Origin of the sequence: Hymenobacter negativus, from assembly GCF_017571495.1 — a bacterium.
Taxonomy (GTDB): domain Bacteria; phylum Bacteroidota; class Bacteroidia; order Cytophagales; family Hymenobacteraceae; genus Hymenobacter; species Hymenobacter negativus.
This window is the reverse complement of the sequence record NZ_JAGETZ010000005.1, coordinates 73,376-92,125: the sequence shown is the minus strand read 5'-3', so window position 1 is coordinate 92,125 and position 18,750 is coordinate 73,376. Positions and strand designations below refer to the sequence as shown.

Annotated in this window: 18 protein-coding genes; 14 read left to right on the top strand and 4 right to left on the bottom strand. The window is 60.4% G+C overall.

What is annotated here, in order from left to right:
* Positions 1-623: 623 nt before the first annotated feature.
* The 3 genes from J4E00_RS12790 to J4E00_RS12780 all read left to right on the top strand — a co-directional run bounded on the left by J4E00_RS12790 (position 624) and on the right by J4E00_RS12780 (position 5,585).
* Positions 624-2,834 (top strand): beta-1,3-glucanase family protein, encoded by a 2,211-nt coding sequence (locus J4E00_RS12790; RefSeq protein ID WP_208175562.1) that lies wholly within the window; start codon positions 624-626, stop codon positions 2,832-2,834.
* 171 nt (positions 2,835-3,005) lie between these two features.
* A complete protein-coding gene (locus tag J4E00_RS12785; protein WP_208175561.1) occupies positions 3,006-5,012 on the top strand; it encodes a carbohydrate-binding protein in 2,007 nt (668 codons plus the stop codon).
* A gap of 198 nt (positions 5,013-5,210) precedes the next feature.
* Positions 5,211-5,585, top strand: coding sequence for a DUF805 domain-containing protein (locus tag J4E00_RS12780; RefSeq protein WP_208175560.1), 375 nt, complete (start codon positions 5,211-5,213; stop codon positions 5,583-5,585).
* Between the two features lie 61 nt (positions 5,586-5,646).
* Here J4E00_RS12780 and J4E00_RS12775 read toward each other — a convergent pair whose 3' ends face one another.
* A complete protein-coding gene (locus J4E00_RS12775) occupies positions 5,647-6,780 on the bottom strand; it encodes a putative sensor domain DACNV-containing protein (RefSeq protein ID WP_208175559.1) in 1,134 nt (377 codons plus the stop codon).
* 304 nt (positions 6,781-7,084) lie between these two features.
* Between J4E00_RS12775 and J4E00_RS12770 the strand changes: the two genes are divergently transcribed.
* From J4E00_RS12770 to J4E00_RS12745, 6 genes are all read left to right on the top strand, one after another.
* Entirely contained in the window at positions 7,085-7,699 is a 615-nt protein-coding gene (locus tag J4E00_RS12770; RefSeq protein ID WP_208175558.1) for an SMI1/KNR4 family protein, read from the top strand.
* Between the two features lie 99 nt (positions 7,700-7,798).
* On the top strand, positions 7,799-8,209 hold the full coding sequence (locus J4E00_RS12765; protein ID WP_208175557.1) for a hypothetical protein: 411 nt from the start codon (positions 7,799-7,801) through the stop codon (positions 8,207-8,209).
* A gap of 331 nt (positions 8,210-8,540) precedes the next feature.
* Positions 8,541-9,728: a type VI secretion system tube protein TssD gene (tssD, locus tag J4E00_RS12760; RefSeq protein ID WP_208175556.1), complete on the top strand. Its 1,188-nt coding sequence runs from the start codon at positions 8,541-8,543 to the stop codon at positions 9,726-9,728.
* A 48-nt stretch (positions 9,729-9,776) separates the two neighbouring features.
* Positions 9,777-10,421 carry a hypothetical protein gene (locus J4E00_RS12755; protein ID WP_208175555.1) on the top strand — a complete coding sequence of 215 codons (645 nt, stop codon included), beginning with the start codon at positions 9,777-9,779 and terminating at the stop codon, positions 10,419-10,421.
* A 107-nt stretch (positions 10,422-10,528) separates the two neighbouring features.
* Complete coding sequence (locus J4E00_RS12750; RefSeq protein WP_208175554.1) at positions 10,529-11,077, top strand: STM3941 family protein; 549 nt, start codon at positions 10,529-10,531, stop codon at positions 11,075-11,077.
* A 35-nt stretch (positions 11,078-11,112) separates the two neighbouring features.
* Positions 11,113-11,733 carry a hypothetical protein gene (locus tag J4E00_RS12745; protein ID WP_208175553.1) on the top strand — a complete coding sequence of 207 codons (621 nt, stop codon included), beginning with the start codon at positions 11,113-11,115 and terminating at the stop codon, positions 11,731-11,733.
* Between the two features lie 71 nt (positions 11,734-11,804).
* On the opposite strand, the gene J4E00_RS12740 is transcribed toward J4E00_RS12745, so the two are convergent.
* Positions 11,805-12,392, bottom strand: a complete 588-nt coding sequence (locus J4E00_RS12740) for a YdeI/OmpD-associated family protein (protein WP_208175552.1) — start codon at positions 12,390-12,392, stop codon at positions 11,805-11,807.
* A gap of 187 nt (positions 12,393-12,579) precedes the next feature.
* On the opposite strand from J4E00_RS12740, the gene J4E00_RS12735 reads away from it, so the two are divergent.
* The 4 genes from J4E00_RS12735 (at position 12,580) to J4E00_RS12720 (ending at position 15,559) form a co-directional block, all read left to right on the top strand.
* Positions 12,580-13,677 carry an L-dopachrome tautomerase-related protein gene (locus tag J4E00_RS12735; RefSeq protein ID WP_208175551.1) on the top strand — a complete coding sequence of 366 codons (1,098 nt, stop codon included), beginning with the start codon at positions 12,580-12,582 and terminating at the stop codon, positions 13,675-13,677.
* Between the two features lie 215 nt (positions 13,678-13,892).
* On the top strand, positions 13,893-14,411 hold the full coding sequence (locus J4E00_RS12730) for a nuclear transport factor 2 family protein (protein WP_208175550.1): 519 nt from the start codon (positions 13,893-13,895) through the stop codon (positions 14,409-14,411).
* Positions 14,412-14,578: 167 nt separating this feature from the next.
* On the top strand, positions 14,579-14,851 hold the full coding sequence (locus tag J4E00_RS12725; protein WP_208175549.1) for a flavin reductase family protein: 273 nt from the start codon (positions 14,579-14,581) through the stop codon (positions 14,849-14,851).
* A gap of 327 nt (positions 14,852-15,178) precedes the next feature.
* The gene (locus tag J4E00_RS12720) at positions 15,179-15,559 is read left to right on the top strand and encodes a hypothetical protein (RefSeq protein ID WP_208175548.1); all 381 of its coding nucleotides are present in this window, start codon (positions 15,179-15,181) and stop codon (positions 15,557-15,559) included.
* Here J4E00_RS12720 and J4E00_RS12715 read toward each other — a convergent pair.
* Positions 15,500-15,724 (bottom strand): hypothetical protein, encoded by a 225-nt coding sequence (locus tag J4E00_RS12715; RefSeq protein WP_208175547.1) that lies wholly within the window; start codon positions 15,722-15,724, stop codon positions 15,500-15,502. The genes J4E00_RS12720 and J4E00_RS12715 overlap by 60 nt on opposite strands.
* A gap of 407 nt (positions 15,725-16,131) precedes the next feature.
* Between J4E00_RS12715 and J4E00_RS12710 the strand changes: the two genes are divergently transcribed.
* Positions 16,132-17,007 (top strand): hypothetical protein, encoded by an 876-nt coding sequence (locus J4E00_RS12710; protein WP_208175546.1) that lies wholly within the window; start codon positions 16,132-16,134, stop codon positions 17,005-17,007.
* A 288-nt stretch (positions 17,008-17,295) separates the two neighbouring features.
* Here the strand turns inward: J4E00_RS12710 and J4E00_RS12705 are convergent, their stop codons facing one another.
* A complete protein-coding gene (locus J4E00_RS12705; protein ID WP_208175545.1) occupies positions 17,296-18,642 on the bottom strand; it encodes an erythromycin esterase family protein in 1,347 nt (448 codons plus the stop codon).
* Positions 18,643-18,750 lie beyond the last annotated feature (108 nt).

Here is an 18,750-nt window from a genome sequence, read left to right as displayed (position 1 = left end):
CCGAATAAGCCTTGCGCTGCTGTGAGCTAAAGTATTCGCAAGGCACAGGAGGAAGGTTGTCTTTGCACTTCACAAATACTTGCTACTGTAGCGCTTATCCAACCAGTCGCAGAATCATTTTACCGGCTCTTAGTACCACAATCCTTTGCGGAAAATCAGAGCACTATTTCAAGGTTGTTCTTGCCTGAGCGCCCAATCGGTTTCGGCAGCTTGAAGCCTTTGATGAAAAGTAGATTGTTTTTTATCCGAAGTCTGCTTGTTTTTTAAGCGAGAAGCTGGATTTGCCAGAGCTATGCCGGGCCCAAAAAGGGTAGGAAAGACATTGTTCTTTCCTACCGAAAGCCCAGTAAAATGCGTGTGCAGTAAGCGTGCAGAAGGCTGTAGAACCGGCACTTGGGATTAACCAGGGGGCATTGCTTCCGGTAAAACGCCCATAGCTTGCGGCTCGAAGCACCCCCTCAATTGGTGCTCATCTCCCATTTACTGGTACTACCTGGCTGCCATGCCAGCTGCTGACGGCTTGGTCAGCGGGCAGCGCCATGCGCGCACTTTTTGCTTTTGCCAACCCTGGCTGGACGGCCAGGATTTTTCCTTTTCACCACTTCCCATAATTCCCACACCTTATGAAAAAGCTTACGCTGTTTTCCCTACTGGCCTTCTTATTCGGCGCGCTACTGCCCCGGCTCGGCCAAGCCCAGGGCTCCATCCCGTTCACCATCAACAACACCTCACCGTTTGCCGACGCGGACTTGTACGTGGCCATCGTGGGCATCGACCCCAACAACAACCACGTTTGGATAAACGCCGCCAATAGCCAGGTGCTGCCCATGAGCAGCAGCTACAACACCGTGACCGGGCCCACCATCAACGGCAACACGGGACCGGGCCAGAACTCGAAGTACGCGGCCTGCTTCACCAGGCTCAGCAACATTCCGAACCGCACGTTTACGCTGCCCTACATTGCCGGCTGCCGGGTGTACATATCCCGGGGCCAGCAGCTGTATTTCTACTTTTTCGGGGCTAATGGGGCGCCTTCGGGCTACACTGCGCCCAACCCCCAGAGCCCAACCGACCCTAACACGGGCATTCTCTACGAAACCATTGAGCTGACCAATAACGCGGGCGGCTTCTTCGGCAACACCACCCGCGTCGATGCCTTTGCCTATCCCATGGGCCTGGAACTGTACGGCAATGGCTACTACAAGAAAACCGGCGAGCTGAAAACCGCCGCCGATATTGTGGCCGCCTACAAGGCCAATGTGCCCGCCGAATTTCAGGGCACGGTGAACAACACCACCGGCGTCATCAGCTTCCCCTCGAAAACGCCGGCCTTCTACGACGGCACCAACGGCACCACGGCGGGCCCCTACGGCAACTATTTCAAGCCCTACATCGACGCCATTTGGAACAAGTATAAGAACGAGGATTTGATTTTCTACGCCGGCAATGCGGGAGTCTTCAAGGGTCGCGTCGATGCCAACGACCGGCTGACGGTGGTGGGCCAGTCGGGCGCGTTCACGGGCCGCACGGGCATTATCACGCGCCGGCCCACTACGCAGGAGGCCTTTGAGGGCAAGGGCGTGCTGGCCAGCGGCGTGGGCGACGTGACCGTCGACCTCGTGGTGCAGGCCCAAATGACGGCCGCCATCAACCGTCACATCGTGAACACGACCACCACCAACCCCGGCCAGCAGAACTGGTACAACGTTGCCTCTTTCTACGGCGCGGCACCTATGAACTACTACGCCCGCTTCTGGCACTTGCCCGGCATCAGCGTCGATAATCTGTCCTACGGCTTCGCTTACGACGACGTGGCCGACCAGTCGGCCACACTCCAAACGCCACAGCCGACCAAGGTAGTGGCTACTTTCGGGGGCTTTGCCGGCCAGAGCGGTGGCACCGGCGTGGCCACCATGTACAAGGACTGCAACTACGCCGGCACGGCTGTGGCCCTGCCTGTGGGCGACTATAACTTGGCTGCGCTGCAGGCCCGCGGCATTCTCAACGACGACATTTCCTCGCTGACCGTGAACAGTGGCTATCAGGTGGTGCTGTACGAAAGCGACAACTTCACCGGAAGCACGCTCACCGTCACGGCCAACAACACCTGCTTGGTGAACAACCCGCTCGGGACGGGCAACTGGAACGACAAAGCCACCTCGCTGCGGGTGCAGACCTCCTCGGCCACCTTCAGCCGGCAGTTGGAAGCCGAAGCAGCCAACGTGAACAACGGCATGACCGTAGAGGCCTGCTCGGACACGGGCGGCGGGCAGGACATGGGCTACATCGACGCCGGCGACTACCTGGTCTGGAACGCCATCTCCTTCCCCACCACCGGCACTTACCTCCTGGAGTACCGCGTGGCCAGCGGGGCCAGCGGCGGCACCATTTCCGCCGACTTGAACGCGGGCGCCATCCAGCTCGGCAACTCGAGCCTGCCGGCCACCGGCGGCTGGCAGACCTGGACCACCGTCTCGAAAACCGTTACGGTGAACGCCGGCACCTACAACTTCGGCGTCTACGCCCAGACCGGCGGCTACAACCTCAACTGGGTTCGCATTTCCAAGCAGGGCGCTGCCCGCATGGCGGCCACAGCCCCAGCTAACAGCACGATAGAAGTTTACCCCAACCCGGCCACAGACCACCTGCGGCTATACTCGGCGCAGTCGCTAACCGGCCGCCAGTTTCAGATTATGAATTCCTGGGGGCAACCGGTAGCCCAGGGCACGCTGGATGCCGAGGCCGGCGTGGACGTAACGGGTCTGAAGCCGGGCATCTACACCATCACGGTCACCGCCGACGGCCAGGCCCAGACCGTGCGCTTTGTGAAATAATATCCGTGGGCAGAGTCGGTGACTTTGCCCACGCTTTTTCCTTTTGCCAGATGTGGGATGGCACCTCACAGCCTCAGCTCAGCCTGGTGCGTTCCAATTCAACAGACTGTAGGTCAGTTCATAATTAGATTAGCTTATAACTTGTCTTTTTTCACTCAAACCCTCTTCCTTATGAAAACATTGTCTTTCTTTAAGAATGCGCTGCTGGCGCTGTTGCTACTGGCGGCGGGGCCCGTATTTGCCCAATTTCGGGTCATCGGCTATATGCCCTCTTGGGCCGGCGATGTGAATAGCGTGCAATACAGCAAGCTTACCCACGTCAACTACGCCTTCCTGCTGCCCACGGCCACCGGCGGCCTGCAAGCCATCGAAAACCCTGCGAAGCTTCAAAGCTTGGTAGCCACGGCCCATGCCAACGGCGTGAAAGTCCTCATTTCGGTGGGCGGCTGGAACAACGGCGACGACAGCGCCTTTGAAAGCATTGGCGGCAACGCTGGCTACCGCAACACCTTCGTTGCCAATCTGGTGAACTTCGCTAACCAGTACGGGCTCGACGGCGTCGACATCGACTGGGAATACCCGGACGCGGGCACCTCGGCCAATAACTACGCGGCTCTGATGCAGCAACTGTCCACCGAAATGCACAGCCGCAGCAAGCTGCTCACGGCCGCCGTGGTGGCCACTGGAGGGGCCGGCGTGCTTAACAGCGTATTCGGCTACGTCGATTTTCTGAACCTGATGGCCTACGACGCCAACGACTTCGACCACTCTACTTACGACTACGCCACGCAGTCCATTGGCTACTGGCGGGGCCGCGGCCTACCCGCCAACAAAACCGTGCTCGGTGTGCCCTTCTACGGCCGGCCCAGCTGGGAGTCGTACGCCCAGTTGCTGGCCCGCGGCGCCAGCCCCAACGCCGACGTATTCAACGGCGTGGGCTACAACGGCATTCCCACCATCAAAAGCAAAACCAATCTTGCCTTCGACCAGGCGAGCGGCATCATGATTTGGGAGCTGTCGCAGGATGCCACCGGCGCCAACTCCCTGCTCACGGCCATCAACCAGGTGGTGGTGCAGCGCACTACCACCCAGCCCCCGACCACCGCGCAGGCTATTCCGGGCACCTTGCAGGCGGAAAGCTTTTCGGCTCAGTCGGGCACCCAGACCGAAGCCACCACCGACACGGGCGGCGGGCTGAACGTATCCTATTTCGATACCGGCGACTGGCTCGACTACCGGGTGAACGTGGCCACGGCCGGCACCTACACCGTGGGCTTCCGGGTGGCCAGTGCCACTGGCGGCGCCACCTTGCAACTGCGCAACAGCAGCGGCACCGTATTGGGCAGCATCAACGTGGGCAACACCGGCAGCTGGCAAAGCTGGCAAACCGTTACTGTCACCGTAACGCTGCCCGCCGGGGTTCAGACCCTGCGCGTACACGCAGCCGCTTCGACTGGCTGCAACCTCAACTGGGTCTCGTTTGCGGCCAGTAGCACGCCCGGTTTTAGCCGGCAGTTGGAAGCCGAAGCAGCCAACGTGAACAACGGCATGACCGTAGAGGCCTGCTCGGACACGGGCGGCGGGCAGGACATGGGCTACATCGACGCCGGCGACTACCTGGTCTGGAACGCCATCTCCTTCCCCACCACCGGCACTTACCTCCTGGAGTACCGCGTGGCCAGCGGGGCCAGCGGCGGCACCATTTCCGCCGACTTGAACGCGGGCGCCATCCAGCTCGGCAACTCGAGCCTGCCGGCCACCGGCGGCTGGCAGACCTGGACCACCGTCTCGAAAACCGTTACGGTGAACGCCGGCACCTACAACTTCGGCGTCTACGCCCAGACCGGCGGCTACAACCTCAACTGGGTCCGCATTTCCAAGCAGGGCGCCGCCCGCATGGCGGCCCCCATCAAGGACGGGGAAGTTTCCAGCACCACTGCTAAGAGCCTGCAAGCCGCCGAGCTCTACCCCAACCCGGCCATCGACATGCTCTACCTGAGCGCCGAAGTTCCACTGGCCGGCAGCCAGTACCGCATTCTCAATACTTATGGCAAACCTGTAGCCAGCGGCTCCTTCGCAAAAGGCGCCGTAAATGTGGCCGAACTGCCCGCCGGCATTTACACCATTAGCATCGTTACCAGAGACCAGCAGACCACCACGCGCCGCTTCGTGAAGTAGCCAACGCTGGAGTTGAGCGAAAAAGGCTGCCTATTTGGGCAGCCTTTTTTTATTGTTTAATTCCAGTCTCTAACAATGGTTTCACACTGGCCTGCAATGAAGGCTTATGTTTGCCTGGTGGAATCCGGAAACTAATCTTAAAAACGGGGAAATACTGAAAAGCATTACGTGTAGGAGTTAACCAACCCGATTTTTATAATGGATTACTTTTTACTCGCTTTGAAGAAATACGCCGTATTCACCGGCCGCGCCCGCCGCAAAGAATACTGGATGTTCGCGCTCTTCAGTTTCATTTTCGCCATTGCTGCAACAATAGCCGACAAGGTGCTGGGTACGGCAGGGAATGACGGCTCCGGGGCAATCTCCGAGTTATTTAGCTTGGCTATGCTCATTCCCAGCCTCGCCGTTGGGGTCCGGCGGCTGCATGATGTTGGGAAGAGCGGTTGGTTCACCTTAATCATCTTCATACCACTTGTCGGCGTTATCTGGCTGCTGGTGCTGGATTGCACCGAAGGCAGCCAAGGTGATAACTTGTACGGCTCCGACCCCAAAGCAGCAGACTTGGCTTACTAGCTGTTCCACTATCACAACCCACAAAGCGGCTGAAGCTACGACGCTTCAGCCCCTCTTTGCCTCACAACAGCAGCACGTCAATCCGGTGGGCATGCACCTGCTGCAACCCCTCGGACCAGGCGAAGACGGTGAAAAAGCCGTCCTGTGAGGCCACCAGGGCAATGGCATCGCGCTGGTCGTGTACGAACTGGGCAGCGGCCAGGTGTCGGGTGCCACCGTTTTGAGCGGGGTGCAAGCTCAGGGCTTCGCTGCCTACCACGGGCTCGGTGAGGGTCATCAGGCCGACGGGCGTGCTGGCGCTGGCCCGTGTCACCTTTGCCCCGAAAGCCAGCAGGTGGTAGTCCTGGGTAATAACCGTGGCGCCGTCGACGGCGGTGAAGCCGCCCACCACCCCAATGCTGCGGTGCAGCTGGTCTTGGCGGCGGCGGCGCGACTGCCCTGGTCGCCGGCGCAGCGTGATGCCTTTATAAGCCGGCGTCACGGGGTAGGAAAGCGGATGGACCACCGATTCCTGCCACTTATCGGAGCCGGCGGGCACCACCAGCACCAGGCCGCCACGGCCGTGGGCGCGCATGGCGCTGGCCAGCTCCAGCAGCACATTATCGGTTTCGCCGGACCCGGCCGAGGGCAGGCTGCGGCCGGGCAGGAAGGCGCGCAGGGCCGGGCAGTCGCTAAGGCCGCCGTGCTCCTCGTCCACTATTTGCAGGCGGTCGCCGCGCAGCACGGCCACGTTCACGTACTTGCCAAAGCCGCCTACGCGGCGGTGCTTCACCACCAGCAGGCCGGGTTCCACCACTTCCAGCACAAAGCACAGCGGCGGAATCGTGTTGGTGGTGCCCCAGAGGTAGAGGCCATCGGCATCGTGCCACACACCCAGGTGAATGCCAGGCTGCTCGACGGCAGGGGCCAGCTTGAGCAGGTTGTAGGGCGTGAGGCGGCGTGGGTGGCCAAACTGCAACGGCCGTCGGGCCTGTGCGGGTGGCAGTAGCGCCATCGAGATGCGTGGCGGGTGCCCCTCCTCGCGGCGCAGGCTGGCCCAGAAGGCCACGTCAATCACGGCTTCCACCCACTGCGCTTCGGGCGGAGACGCCAGCTTGGCAACATCTTCCAGGCTGGCTGCCCGGTGTCGCGCAAAGTGGGCTTCAACCATGGGCGCGGCCATGCGGGCCGTGAGGTAGGTAGGTTCTGAAAGCATGGGGCAAAGATGGGGACGCGCGGTGGGAAGGCAGACACGGAAAGAAGCAAGCCAGCTGCGTTGTTCGATGAGCAAGCTAGTGTGCCTGCTGCCTACCAGCCGGCCCGACTCGTGCTTCCGGCAAGCACTTATTGGCTCCCGGTCGAATAAGCGGAGTAGCCGATGGGCTGGCGCTGGCAATTCCGTGGGCAGGGCAGCCGCTTCATACAGCGCAAAAATGTGATGGTTCGGTTTCGTTCAGCGCGCAAACGTGAAGTGTCGCGCCTCTTCGCCACCTTGCACGCCTACTCAACCCCGTTAGTACATGCAGCTTCAGCAAGCCCTTGGCCTCATTCAGGAATTTTGGCAGGAACCCGTTTGGCCTTTTCAGCCCGCGCCCACGGCAGAAGCGGAGTTGGACCGGCTCCGGCAGGAGTTCCCGTCGCCGTTGCCGCCCGCGCTGGTGGAATACCTTACACGAGCTGCGCCAATGACGTGGGCGTCTTTCGCGGCGGTGGGCAACCCGATAGATGTGTACGGCTTTGCACAGCTGGGCCTGCGGCAGGATGGCTACAACTTCAATTCCGTCACCCAGCAGCCCCTGACCGACTGGCCGGACCATTGGTTCATGATTGCCAATGAAGGCGGCGACCCCATCATCGTGGATTTGCAAGCCGCCGATGGGGCCGTCATCCGGTTTGAGCACGGCGCGGGCAGTTGGGAAGACGGAGCCGTGCTGGCGGATTCCATTGGCCAGTTTCTGCTGTGTGCCGCTGCGGTTCAGCACGCCCTGCGGCACTTGGGCGGCGACGACCCTATTACCGACGATGAAAACGGGTTTCAGCTGGTGCCGTCAGCGGCAGCGTGGCTGTTTCCGCACATGCGTGAGTGGGCCGGCCCGTACTATAATGAGTGGTGCGCCCCTTTTGACAACGCCTAAAGGTTTATTCGGACGAGCGCGCAGCTGGTTTCCTTACATGCAGTGCGAACACGCTGCCCGGACCGTCAACCCATCCAGCTACCATTCATTCCCTTACTCATGAAGCCTCTCCCACTCGCGGCTCCCGGCTTTACCGACATGGAAAGGAGCTTGCTCCAGGCGATGTTCGACGAGCTAGCAGGCTTTATCACTGCCGACTGGGAGCAGCGGCTGCCGTTTACAGTTGGCCGCTTCTACATGTTGGAGCGCTTGGGCAACCCCGTGCAGCTGGTTCTGAGGCTCACCCGGCCCATCGGCAAAATGCGCAATCCGGAGGAAATCGACCTTTGGCTCAACGTCAACATTCAGGGAACCAGCGCGGAGAAATGGGTATCGGCCAAAGATAGTTTCTTCCTGAGTCAGGGGCCTGCCGCGCAGGTTACGGCCGCTATTCACTCCTTCCAGGCCGATATCCACTTGGTGCAGGCGCAACTGGCGCAGCATTACTACGGCACATTTTACAACTCTTAGCGCAGGTTTTAATAAGGGTGCTCCAGCAACATCGGGCAACGTTACCGGGCCACGGCAACCAGCCGGACGGCTCGGCCCTCGAACCGAAGAACAAGACCTAACCGCTCTGAATTGTGGCCTCCACCACAGCGTCAGCCACGCAGGCTTTGGCCGAATCTTCGGGAATGATGGCGGGGGCGCGGCTGGTCCAATACCGTCCAGCCTGGACCGGGTGGGGTCGTTCAACCGCATGGAGCCGTTGTTGCGTATCGGTATATCTTTACCGTACCAACGGCCGTCTGTTTTACCCAACTACAGGTCCGCCGCTTGCCTCCTTTCACCTGCCTAGCCTATGGCTTCTTTTCACGCCGAGTTGCACCTGATGGGCACTTCCTACCGGGTGGTGCGCTGCCAATATGCCTGCCATCAGCCCATTGACCCTCGGGGCCGGGTAATTAGCAAAGTGCGCCACGACCTGCTGCACCTCGCCCTCGACGTGCCCGACAACGACGAACTGCTGGTGTGGGCCTCCACGCCGCACAAGCCTCTGTCGGGCCAGGTGGTCTTTTATGACCCAGCCCAGCACGTAGCCCACGAAACCATTGCTTTCACGGCGGGCGAGTGCGTGGGCTACCAAGAGGTATTCGAGAGCGGGGCCGGGAGCGATGGAGCCTACGTTTGCCACCTCATCATCGCAGCATCGGGCTTTGAACTGCGGAGCGGCGGGCCGATGGGAGCCACCACAACCGTGCAGCAAGTGCAGCGGGTAGCCGCGGTGGCCCAGCAGGTACAGGCAGTGGCAGGGGCAGTGCAGGCCGCCACGGCCGCTGGGCCGTCGGCGATGCTGCGCGAAACAGCTGCCGCAGCTGCGGCCTTCAGCCCCAACGGCCCCGCCTCGGGCTTTGCACGCGCGGCCCAGGCCGCTGTAATAAGCACCGAAGTAACGCAGCTGCTCAGCAGCACCTTCAATCTAACGTCGAGGGCAGTTAATGACGGGCCTGCTCCTCCCGGCTTCAAGGAAGCTGTGATGGCCGACTTGCAATCTCTCTACGAAACGCCAACCGGCCGGAAGCTGCTGGAGTCCTTACAGGCGTCGGGCAAGCGCATCGAATTATTCTACGGGAAAGCCAACGGCGCTGCTTTCCCCGGGGCCAGCGTTGAATACCCCCACGGCTATTGGCCGCCAGCGTTTTATGCGGAGGACGGTGTTACCCCCGGCGCGGGCACGGCGATGGGCATTGCCTACAATCCATTTAATGCTGTGAGTGGTGAGGGAGAAGCAGCGTGGCTCGAGCGCCCACCAGCAATTGGGCTGGCCCACGAGCTAATTCACGCCGAACAGGCTGCCTACGGCCGGATGCGGCGGAATAATGCCCCCAATGGCAAAGGCCCCGACCCCAAAAACCCCAACAAGTTGGATGAGGTCCAAATATTTGAGCTGGAAACCGTTGGGGTGCCCCCGCACGATGCGTATGCGATTTCGGAAAACAAAATCCGCGCCGAGTGGAATCCCCCGCAGCCTCGCCGCGAGTATTACTAACAGTGCACAAACTGGCCGTTTATCCTTCTCAACCGCTGTTCTTCCCCGATGGCTCCTGACTCCCTGACCACCGAAACCCTGGTAGCCCACACCAGCGACTGCACCCTGACGGTGAAGGTGACCCCCACCGCCGAGGCGCTGCACCTGCACTACCAAATCCGTAACACCGCCTCGCGGCCCCTCTACCTCCTCAACCAGCTCTGGGAGAATGCCTGGCGCGATACCACCCGCAACCAGCTTATTTTCTACGCATTGCCTAATCTGGCCAACGTGGAGGCAAGTAGTGAAGCGGTGACGGTGAGCAAAAAGGTGGTGGATGTGCCTCCTGGCTTGCTGGTGGAAGCACGCCGCATTCCGCTGATGACGCGCGTAGCGCCAGGAGCCGAGTACGCCGAAACCGTGGTGCTGCCTCTGCCCCTACAGCTCAACAACATGTACCAGAGTGGCCCCCTCAACGTTCCGGCCGTGCCACGCCCGCTGTACTTTGAGCTAGGGTACCTGCCCTCGGAGCCTGCGGAGACGGCTATTCGGGAAGTGGCGACGCCAGAGGGTAGCGCATTCGGCACCAATGCTTTCCCTGCCAGCGAGCAGGCGATTATTACCGTGGGACCATTTGGGCAGTCGTTCCAGGTGCTGGCCGATGAGCGCCCCGCACCCGCGTCCAGCAACGGCCAGTGGACGCCTTGGGGGTGAAATTAGCGCCAAGCTGCCGTTGGCCTGGCATGCGGCCAGTAATAGCGAAGCCGCCCAATTGGCTTTAAGCCCTTGTCCAGCAAATTTATTACTCTCCTTCCCCATTCATGACTGATTCCAGCACTACCGAAATTGCGCTCAGCAAACAAAAATTAACATTGCTTTTAGGAGGCTCGCTGCTGCTGGCTGGGGCCGCTGCCTGGATGGCGGCCACCCCGGAAACATTCATCGAAAACCCTTTCCTGCACGACCCGGCCAAAATCCGGATGTTCGGGATACTGGGCAGTATTTTCTTTGCGGTTCTCGGTTTTTTTCTGGTCAAAAAGCTGGGCGATAAACGGCCCGGCTTGCTGGTGGCGGCTGATGGCTTCACCGATAACTCCAGTGGCCTGGCAGCGGGCGAAGTACTCTGGGCCGACGTTGCCGCGTTGGAGGAGATGCAGATGGCAGGTCAAAAGTTCGTCCTGGTGAAGCTACGCGACCCCAACAAATACATTGAGCAACACACTAACCGCTTCAAGAAGCAGTTGCTCCAAACCAACCTCAAGTCCTACGGCTCGCCCATTTTCATCTCGGCCAATACGCTGCAATGCTCGCACGCGGAGCTAACCACGCTGCTGACTGCCCGTCTGGCCGCGCACCGGGCAGCATCTTAAAGCGCTTTGGCTGCACCGCTGGCCCCAGCTGTCTCATGAGTAGCCAGACCCTGCACACCGAAAACGCCGCCTGCACCCTCACCATCACGGCTACCCAATTGGCTGGCGAAGTGCTGCGCCTGCACTACCGCGTAGTCAACCGTGCGGCGGAGCCGCTGTATCTGTACAACCTGTTTTGGAACGACTCCCATGTGAACCCGGCCACAGGAAAAGAGCAGTTTGAAATCAGTCCGCACGATGCTTACGTACGCCTCGACGGCCAGCGCGTGCACGTGGCGCTGGCGGCGATGAGGGTAGCCCTCTCCGATGGCCTCGGGGTTCGCTACATTCCCTGCCTCACGCGCCTGGAGACCAACCACGCCGCTCCCTTCGAGGCAACCCTGGACCTTCACCTGCCGCTGGTTCCATACTTAAAATCGGCTACTGCCACCCCTGATTTCCCCTTGCTATTGCCCCTGCATTTTGAGCTGGGCTATTTCCTGGGCGATGCTGAAACGGCAAAACACATTAGTCCGGCCGCAACCAATGTGGGCCTTGCTTACCAGGCAGTGCCATTTCTGGCCAGCAGCCAACACCTTATTGCCACGGGGCCTTTTAGCGAGCCCGTGGCCGTAGCGCCTTGGCTTGGGAAGGATGCCTCGCGCCCCTGGGAATGACCCCGAACGGCCATCGGTCGGCATCCAGGGTAGCATGGGTAAACTGCTTTTCGGGTGGCCCGAAGCGAGACTTACACTCGGTCATAATTCGCCCGCTTGCCTAGCGCGGCCATGCGCACGGTTTCGGCTACGCGGCGGGCGCGGGTTTCGGGCTGCTTGGCGCCCAGCACCCAAGTCAGAATCTGCTTGCGGGCGGAGGGCGCGAAGGCCGTGAAATTGGTTTGGGCAGTGGCATCAGCGGCTAGCGCTGCGGCTAAGTCTTCGGGAATGTGGCCGGCTTCGGCAGCGTCGAGGCTTTCCCAGGCGCCGTTTTGCTTGGCGCGGGCAATGGCGGCTAGGCCGGCGGGCAAGAGTAGGTTGGCAGCTTCGAGGCGCGTCAGGCGCTCTTTGTTCACCTTGCTCCAGCCACTTTTGGGCTTGCGCGGGGTGAAGAGCAGTTGCGTGCGGTCGGCGTCGAGCTTGCGCGGGTGCGAGTCTATCCAGCCGAAGCAGAGGGCTTCTTCCACGGCTTCGGGATAGGTAACGCTGGGCTGGCCGCTGGCTTTTTTGCAGTACACCAGCCACACGCCGGGGGCGCTGGCGTGGTGCTCGGCCAGCCACTGCCGCCACTCGGCGCGGCTGGCGGGCTGGGTTTGGGCAAAGGTATCGGTGCGTGACATGGGCGGGCGAATGAATGAGTGACGAAGGAGCAGCCGCTGGCTCCGTATTTCTGACCAGATGGCTTCCGTAAAAGTGCTGAATTGGCGGCTAATGGCCAGCTTTGGGAAGCCGCGAGGGAAAGTTACCGCGTAAAGCCGAACCCGGTGCCCGAGGTGCGGGCGCCACGTCCTTTCCTTCCTTTCCCCAATGAAAAACCTATTCGCAATGGCCCTCGGCCTGCTTCTACTAGCGGGCTGTAGCAAAGACAGCGAGGGCGACATTACCCCGCAGGTGCCTTCCCTGAACGTGGCCCTGACGCCCGTGGCCACCTCCACGGTGCAGTGGACGGGCGTGGCCGTGACCCGCGAGGGCCGCGTATTCGCCAACTTTCCGCGCATGGAAACCGATACCATCCCCTACTCGGTAGCGGAGGTGAGCGGCGCCCAGGCCACGCCCTTCCCCGATGCGGCCTGGAATACCTGGGACCGCATGATGTCGCCGACCAACAAGTTTGTGTGCGTGCAAAGCGTGTACACCGACGCCAATAATTTTCTGTGGGTGCTGGATGCAGCTTCGCCCCAAATGCGCGGCGTGGTGCCCGGCGGCGCCAAGCTGCTGAAGTTTGACGTGGCCACGCGGCAGGTGGTGCAGCGCATCGACTTCAACGACGAGACGGTGGTGTACCCCACCAGCTACCTCAACGACGTGCGGATTGATACGCAGAACAACTTTGCCTACATCACCGACTCCAATGCGGGAGCCCTGATTGTGGTGAATCTGGCCACGGGCCGCACCCGCCGCCTGCTTGGCAACCACCCGTCTACGAAGTCGGAGAAGCTGATTATCACAGCCGAGGGCCGGGTGTGGCGCAACCAGGCGGGCGAGCTGCCCGATATTGATTCCGATGGCTTGGCCCTCTCGCCCAACCGCGACTACCTCTACTACCACGCCCTCACGGGCCGCACGCTCTACCGCATTGCCACCCAATACCTGCGCGATGAAGCGCTGCCCCAATCCCAGCTAGCCCAGCGGGTAGAAACCGTAGCCACCACCAACCCGCCCGATGGCATGGCCTTCGATGCGACCGGCAACCTCTACCTCACCGATGTGGAAAACAACGCTGTGACGCGCATTACATCCAGCGGCGAGTTTCAGGTAGTGGCCCAGAATGCGCAACTGAAATGGCCCGACAGCTTCTCGGTGGCCACTGATGGGTCGGTCTACGTCACGACTTCGCAGCTGCACATTCCCCGTCGGGAGCGCACCGAGCCGTACCGTATTCTCAAGCTTGCGGTGCCGCGCTAGCTGGCCCGCACCGCAACCGCAACAGCGGCCGAAGCTTCTGGTGGAGCTTCGGCCGCTGTTTGCGTTTTAACCGGGTGACTCCTGCCTTTCGATAGGCACTGCAAATGCCATTTTTCTACTTCCAGCAGGCTAATGGGACCTATGGACTTGCTGCGTCAGTTCTCCCGCATACTTGTAAGCTGGCTATATTTAGCTTGGTAATCACCGCTCTTCTTATGCGCAGCACGCTCATTAGCCTTTTACTGCTTTCCGCTCTTTCAGGCACCACCGCCTGGGGCCAAAATACGCCGCCCCAGGCCGGGCCCAGCAGCCCGCCGCTGGCCGCCGCCCCATCCTCGAAACCTCCTACCAAGGAGCAGCTATATCAAACGGTGGCCCGACTAGACACGGAAATGTTTGCCGCCTTCAATGCCCATGACGTGGCTAAACTTATGTCCTACTTCGCCGATAACGTGGAGTTTTACCACGACAAGGGCGGCCTTTCCAATTTTAGCCAAACCAAGGACGGATTTGCGCGCCTGTTTGCCCAAAGCCCCGATATCACCCGTACGCTGGTGCCAGGTAGTCTGGAAGTGTACCCCGTGAAAGACTACGGAGCCATCCATATTGCCACGCAACGGTTTTGCCACGTCGAAAACGGCCGTAACGACTGCGGCAATTCTAAGTTCGTGATGGTGTGGCAGCAGCAGGGCAGCACTTGGAAACTCACCCGCGTAGTGAGCTACGACCATTAAGGGCTGCCCAGGTAACCTGATGGAAGGTTTGTGGATGAGAACGAGGGTTTGTGATGGGCAGGCCTTGCTGCAACCCGGCTGCAACTGCGCAAGAACCGGGTTTCCGTCTGTTTGACCGGCGCGGACTTTTGTGCCAGCAATCCGTTGTTTCACACTCCCGCCCCACCATGCATTACCCCAGTGAACCCGCCATTCTGTATTTCGGTACGCCCGTCGTACTCATTAGCACCATCAACGAAGACGGCTCCGTCAACTTAGCGCCCATGTCGTCGGTGTTTTGGCTGGGCTGGCGGGCGGTGCTGGGCCTGGCCGCTTCTTCCCAAACCACGCAAAACCTGCTGCGCACCGGCCAGTGCGTGCTCAACCTGCCCTCGGTGGACCTGGCGGGGGCGGTAAACCAGCTGGCCCGCACCACCGGGGCCGCCTCCGTGCCGGCGTAGTGCTTTACCGCAGTCCCGATGTTGACCGGGCGCGGCTGGTTGCGGGCATTGGGGAAAAAGCAGCAAGGGCTACCCGGTTTCCTGAGTTACTTTAGCAGCCCTCGGCACAGACACCGAGCCGTAGTCTCCCTAGCAGCGCGTAGCGTGGAATTCCTCTTTCACTTCATTTTCACGCTCCTCAAAATATCGGTCCCGGCCTGGGCTTATACCGAAGCGTTTCGGTTCGTATTCATCCTTTACGGGCAGCTTAAGCCTGGCACGCGTGCTTGGGCCAATGCTAACTCAAAGCGGTTTAGGTGGTATAGCAGGCTTTGCGTTGCGGTGGTATTGTTCGTATTTTCCTTCACTTACTGGGGCAACCACGGCCTTGGTGATTACGCTCGGATTCCGTTGGGCAATGGCGAGGCAATGCAGGAAATCAATGGAATGGAAGCCTATTTTGAAACGGATGTGCCGCTCGAACTTTCCAGCGACCAGCCATTCATCGACTCATTTCAAGTAGCTGATGACGTGCTGTGCGGACAGGCCAACGACAAAACGTTTTTTACTTACAACCTCGTGACCAAGCAGCAGCGCCATTTTGGCGACGCGCAGGAATACGCCACCTACGCCACCCAGCACGGTCTGCCGGCAGTGCGCGAGTTTAAGTCATTCGGCGCGCACTACAGCAGCTACTGGAGCGGTTGGCGTTTTTGGCTCTTGGCCTGAGCCTGCTACGCTGCTAAAATCCCATTGCTGGTAATCCGCCAGCTTGCGCATCTGGGCCGGCTCGTAGGGCTGCCCATCTTTCACCACCAGCGGCACGCGGCGCAGGTCGCGCAGCTGCTTGGGCGGGTTGCCGTCGATAATCACCGCATCGGCCTGCTTGCCCACGTCGAGCGTGCCAGCGCAGCGGCGAGGACGCTTTGCAGTATGGGAAAGGTAGTTGTTCCCAAATAGGTGAAACGCCAGAAGGTTTGTGGTTGCGACAGAAGGTTTGTGCTTCGGTACGAAGGTTTGTAGTTGCGAAACGCTTGGCGGCACTTGCGAAACGATTGGCGGGCCTTAAGCCGCAAGGTTTGTGGTTGCGAAATGCTTGGCGAGGGTTGGGAAGCGGTTGGCGATGCTTGCGAAACGATTGGCGGTGCTTGTGAAGCGGTTGGCGAGCCTTCGGAAGCCTCTGGCGGTGCTTGGGTAGGGCTTGGTCGGAGAAGCTTTCCGGTACTACTTGGACTTGTACCATCAGAACAGGCCGTAAACGGTGCGTTATTTACAGGCCAAGTAAGCAACTACCATCCACCATGCGCTTTGCCCCTATCTTCTATTCGAAACGCATTTTTACAGCCTTTGCCCTGGGCTTAGCGCTGCCGGCTTGTTCGCCTCGCGTTATCACGCAAGCTACCCAAAGCACCCACGCCATCACGGCAGCGCCGGGCTTTTTGGTGATTAAAGAAACCGACACATTCACTGGCCCCTCGGAAGAGGTGGGCGACATTGAAATCAAGGACACCGGGCTATCGCTCAACTGCGATTACGAAACGGTGATTGGACGGGCTACCAAAGAGGCGCAAAAGCTCGGCGCCAACGTACTCAAGATTTACGAGCATCGCCTGCCCGACAACTGGAGCACCTGCCACCGCATCAAGGCCAAAGCGTTGCGCGTGGCCGACTTGGCACTCTACGAGAAGGAGATAGTGTGGAACCCTGCACGCCGGCTCACGCGGGCCGATTTTAAGGCCAGCACCGACAGCCGGCCCTTTGAAGCCGCTACTAGCAGCTACATGCGCTACCACTACGACGGGAAGTTGTTCCAGAGCAAGGTACAGTTCATTGTCGAAACGGTGTTCGACTGCCAGAACTCCTATTTCAAGGGCACGCAGGACCCCGAGCGTACCCTGGCCCACGAGCAAGGCCACTTCGACATCACCGAACTCTTCGCCCGCCGCCTCACCAAAGCCATTCAGGAACAAGTGGCCGACACCAAAGAGCTGCAGCAGAAGCAGGAAGCCATTTACCATCAAATCAGCATCGAGGCGCAGGCCATGCACGACAAATACGACAGCGAGGTGTACGCAGACCGCAGCAAGCAGCCAGGCTGGCTCGCCACAATTGCGCAAGAGCTCACTGCCCTGCAAGCATACGCGAGCAAGGAAATCCCTTTGAAAGTCAGGATGTAACTTACTGGGCTATAAAGACAGAAGAGGCGGAAGCTCCCGTAGCTTCCGCCTTTTTCAATTTCTGCCGCGTCCATCAATATGCTTCGGGTTCCACCGCCATTTGGTGCCGCACCAGGGCTCGCCCACCTATTCTCTTACTGTATTTTCAGGCTGCCCCCCTGGTGCTGTCAAAGCAAAGAGCGTGGATTCCAGCAAGTAGCTGTTGCAGTCAGGATGCTGGCCCTGCTCATCAAAAAGGAGCATGAGGCGTTTCAACTGGCCGCTTTACCCATCGAAACGAGCGGCGGTTTACAGGGGCGTGGCAGCCGTGGTCTGGCGCAGGAAAAGCACGGCATCGTAGGCTTCGGACAGCTTGTAATCGTAGTAGGAATCCTTGCCGCTGTCGGGCATGTAGCCAACCAGGCGATGGGGGCGCTTGAGGTTCTGGGTGCCCAGCTGGTTGGTGAGCAGAAAGAAGTTGGGGGCGCTGGCACCGGCCAGGCTGGCTTCCCAGGAACCGGCCAGGGGCTTGTCGAGGGGATAGGAAGTGAAGACGCTGGTGCGGGTGATGCGGCCGTCGGTGGTGGCGGCGTAGGTGCCGGTGGCCGTGGTGGTACCCAGGGCAAAATACTGGCCGGGCAGCAGGCGCTCGATGAAGCTGCCGGTGCCACCCCCGTTGTTGTCGGTGGGGTCGGCGCTTTTGCGCGAAACGTGGGCATTGTGCGCCCAGATGATGACCTTGGCCCCAGGCTCGCGTACCAGAAAGCGCGTCATTTCGGCCATGGTGCTGTCGCGGGAGGCATCCTTCTTGGTTACCGCAAACTTGTAGAATACGTCGAGGGCCAGCATGGCATCGGTGGCGTAGCCTTCGGCCAGGGCACGCTGGCTGCGGGGCAGGCGCGCGGTGGGCAAGGCCGCCAGGATTTTTTCGGCCGCGTAGTAGCCGTCCAAGCCCGTGCTGAGCCAGCGCTTGCGCGAGAACTTGTAGCCTTTGAACTTGGTGTTGATGTAGGCCAGCACCGAATCCTGGGTGCCGGCGGCTTGCAGCAGCTGGGCAGCCAGGGGCTGCAGGCCGGCCTTGGGGTAGCGAGCGGCCAGGGTGGCCAACTGTTGTGCCTCGGGCAGCGCATAGGCCCCGTCGATGCCGCGCAGGGCCAGTGGCTGGCGGCGGTGGGTGCGGTTGTGGGCTTGCAGCCAGGTGAGCAGCTCCTTGGTTTCCTGGTTTTGCCAGATGCCGTAGAGGTGGCGCTGCATGAGCTGGCTCACGTTGGCGGCGGGGTGGCGCAGGGCCTCATCCAGCAGGTAGGTATCGGTGTAGTCGTTTTCGAGGGCGACCTGCGTGTAGCCGTGGTCTTCCACCAGGATGCGCGTGAGCCAGAAACGTACCCGGTAGAACTCGGCCGTGCCGTGGGTGCCTTCGCCCAGGGCCACTACTTTTTTGCCGGCCATTTGCCTGATGAGCGGCTGCACGGCGGTGCGGAAGGCCTCAAAGCTTTGCAGGCTGATGGGCGTGAGCAGCGCGGGGTTGAGCACCACACGGGCCGTATCGGGAGTGGCCACGGGGGCAGCAGCTGGCGTGGTGGCTTGGGCCTGGGCCGTGAGGCTGGCCGTGGCGAGCAGGGCACTGGCGAAGAGGGCGCGGAAGGAGATTTTCATGGGTATTGGGGGATGGGGGGTTGAAGAGCAATCCCGACCGTCAGCCGGCTGGGAATGGGACAAAGCAACGGCGGCAAATCCCCCCATTCATGCGTTTTTCGACCATCC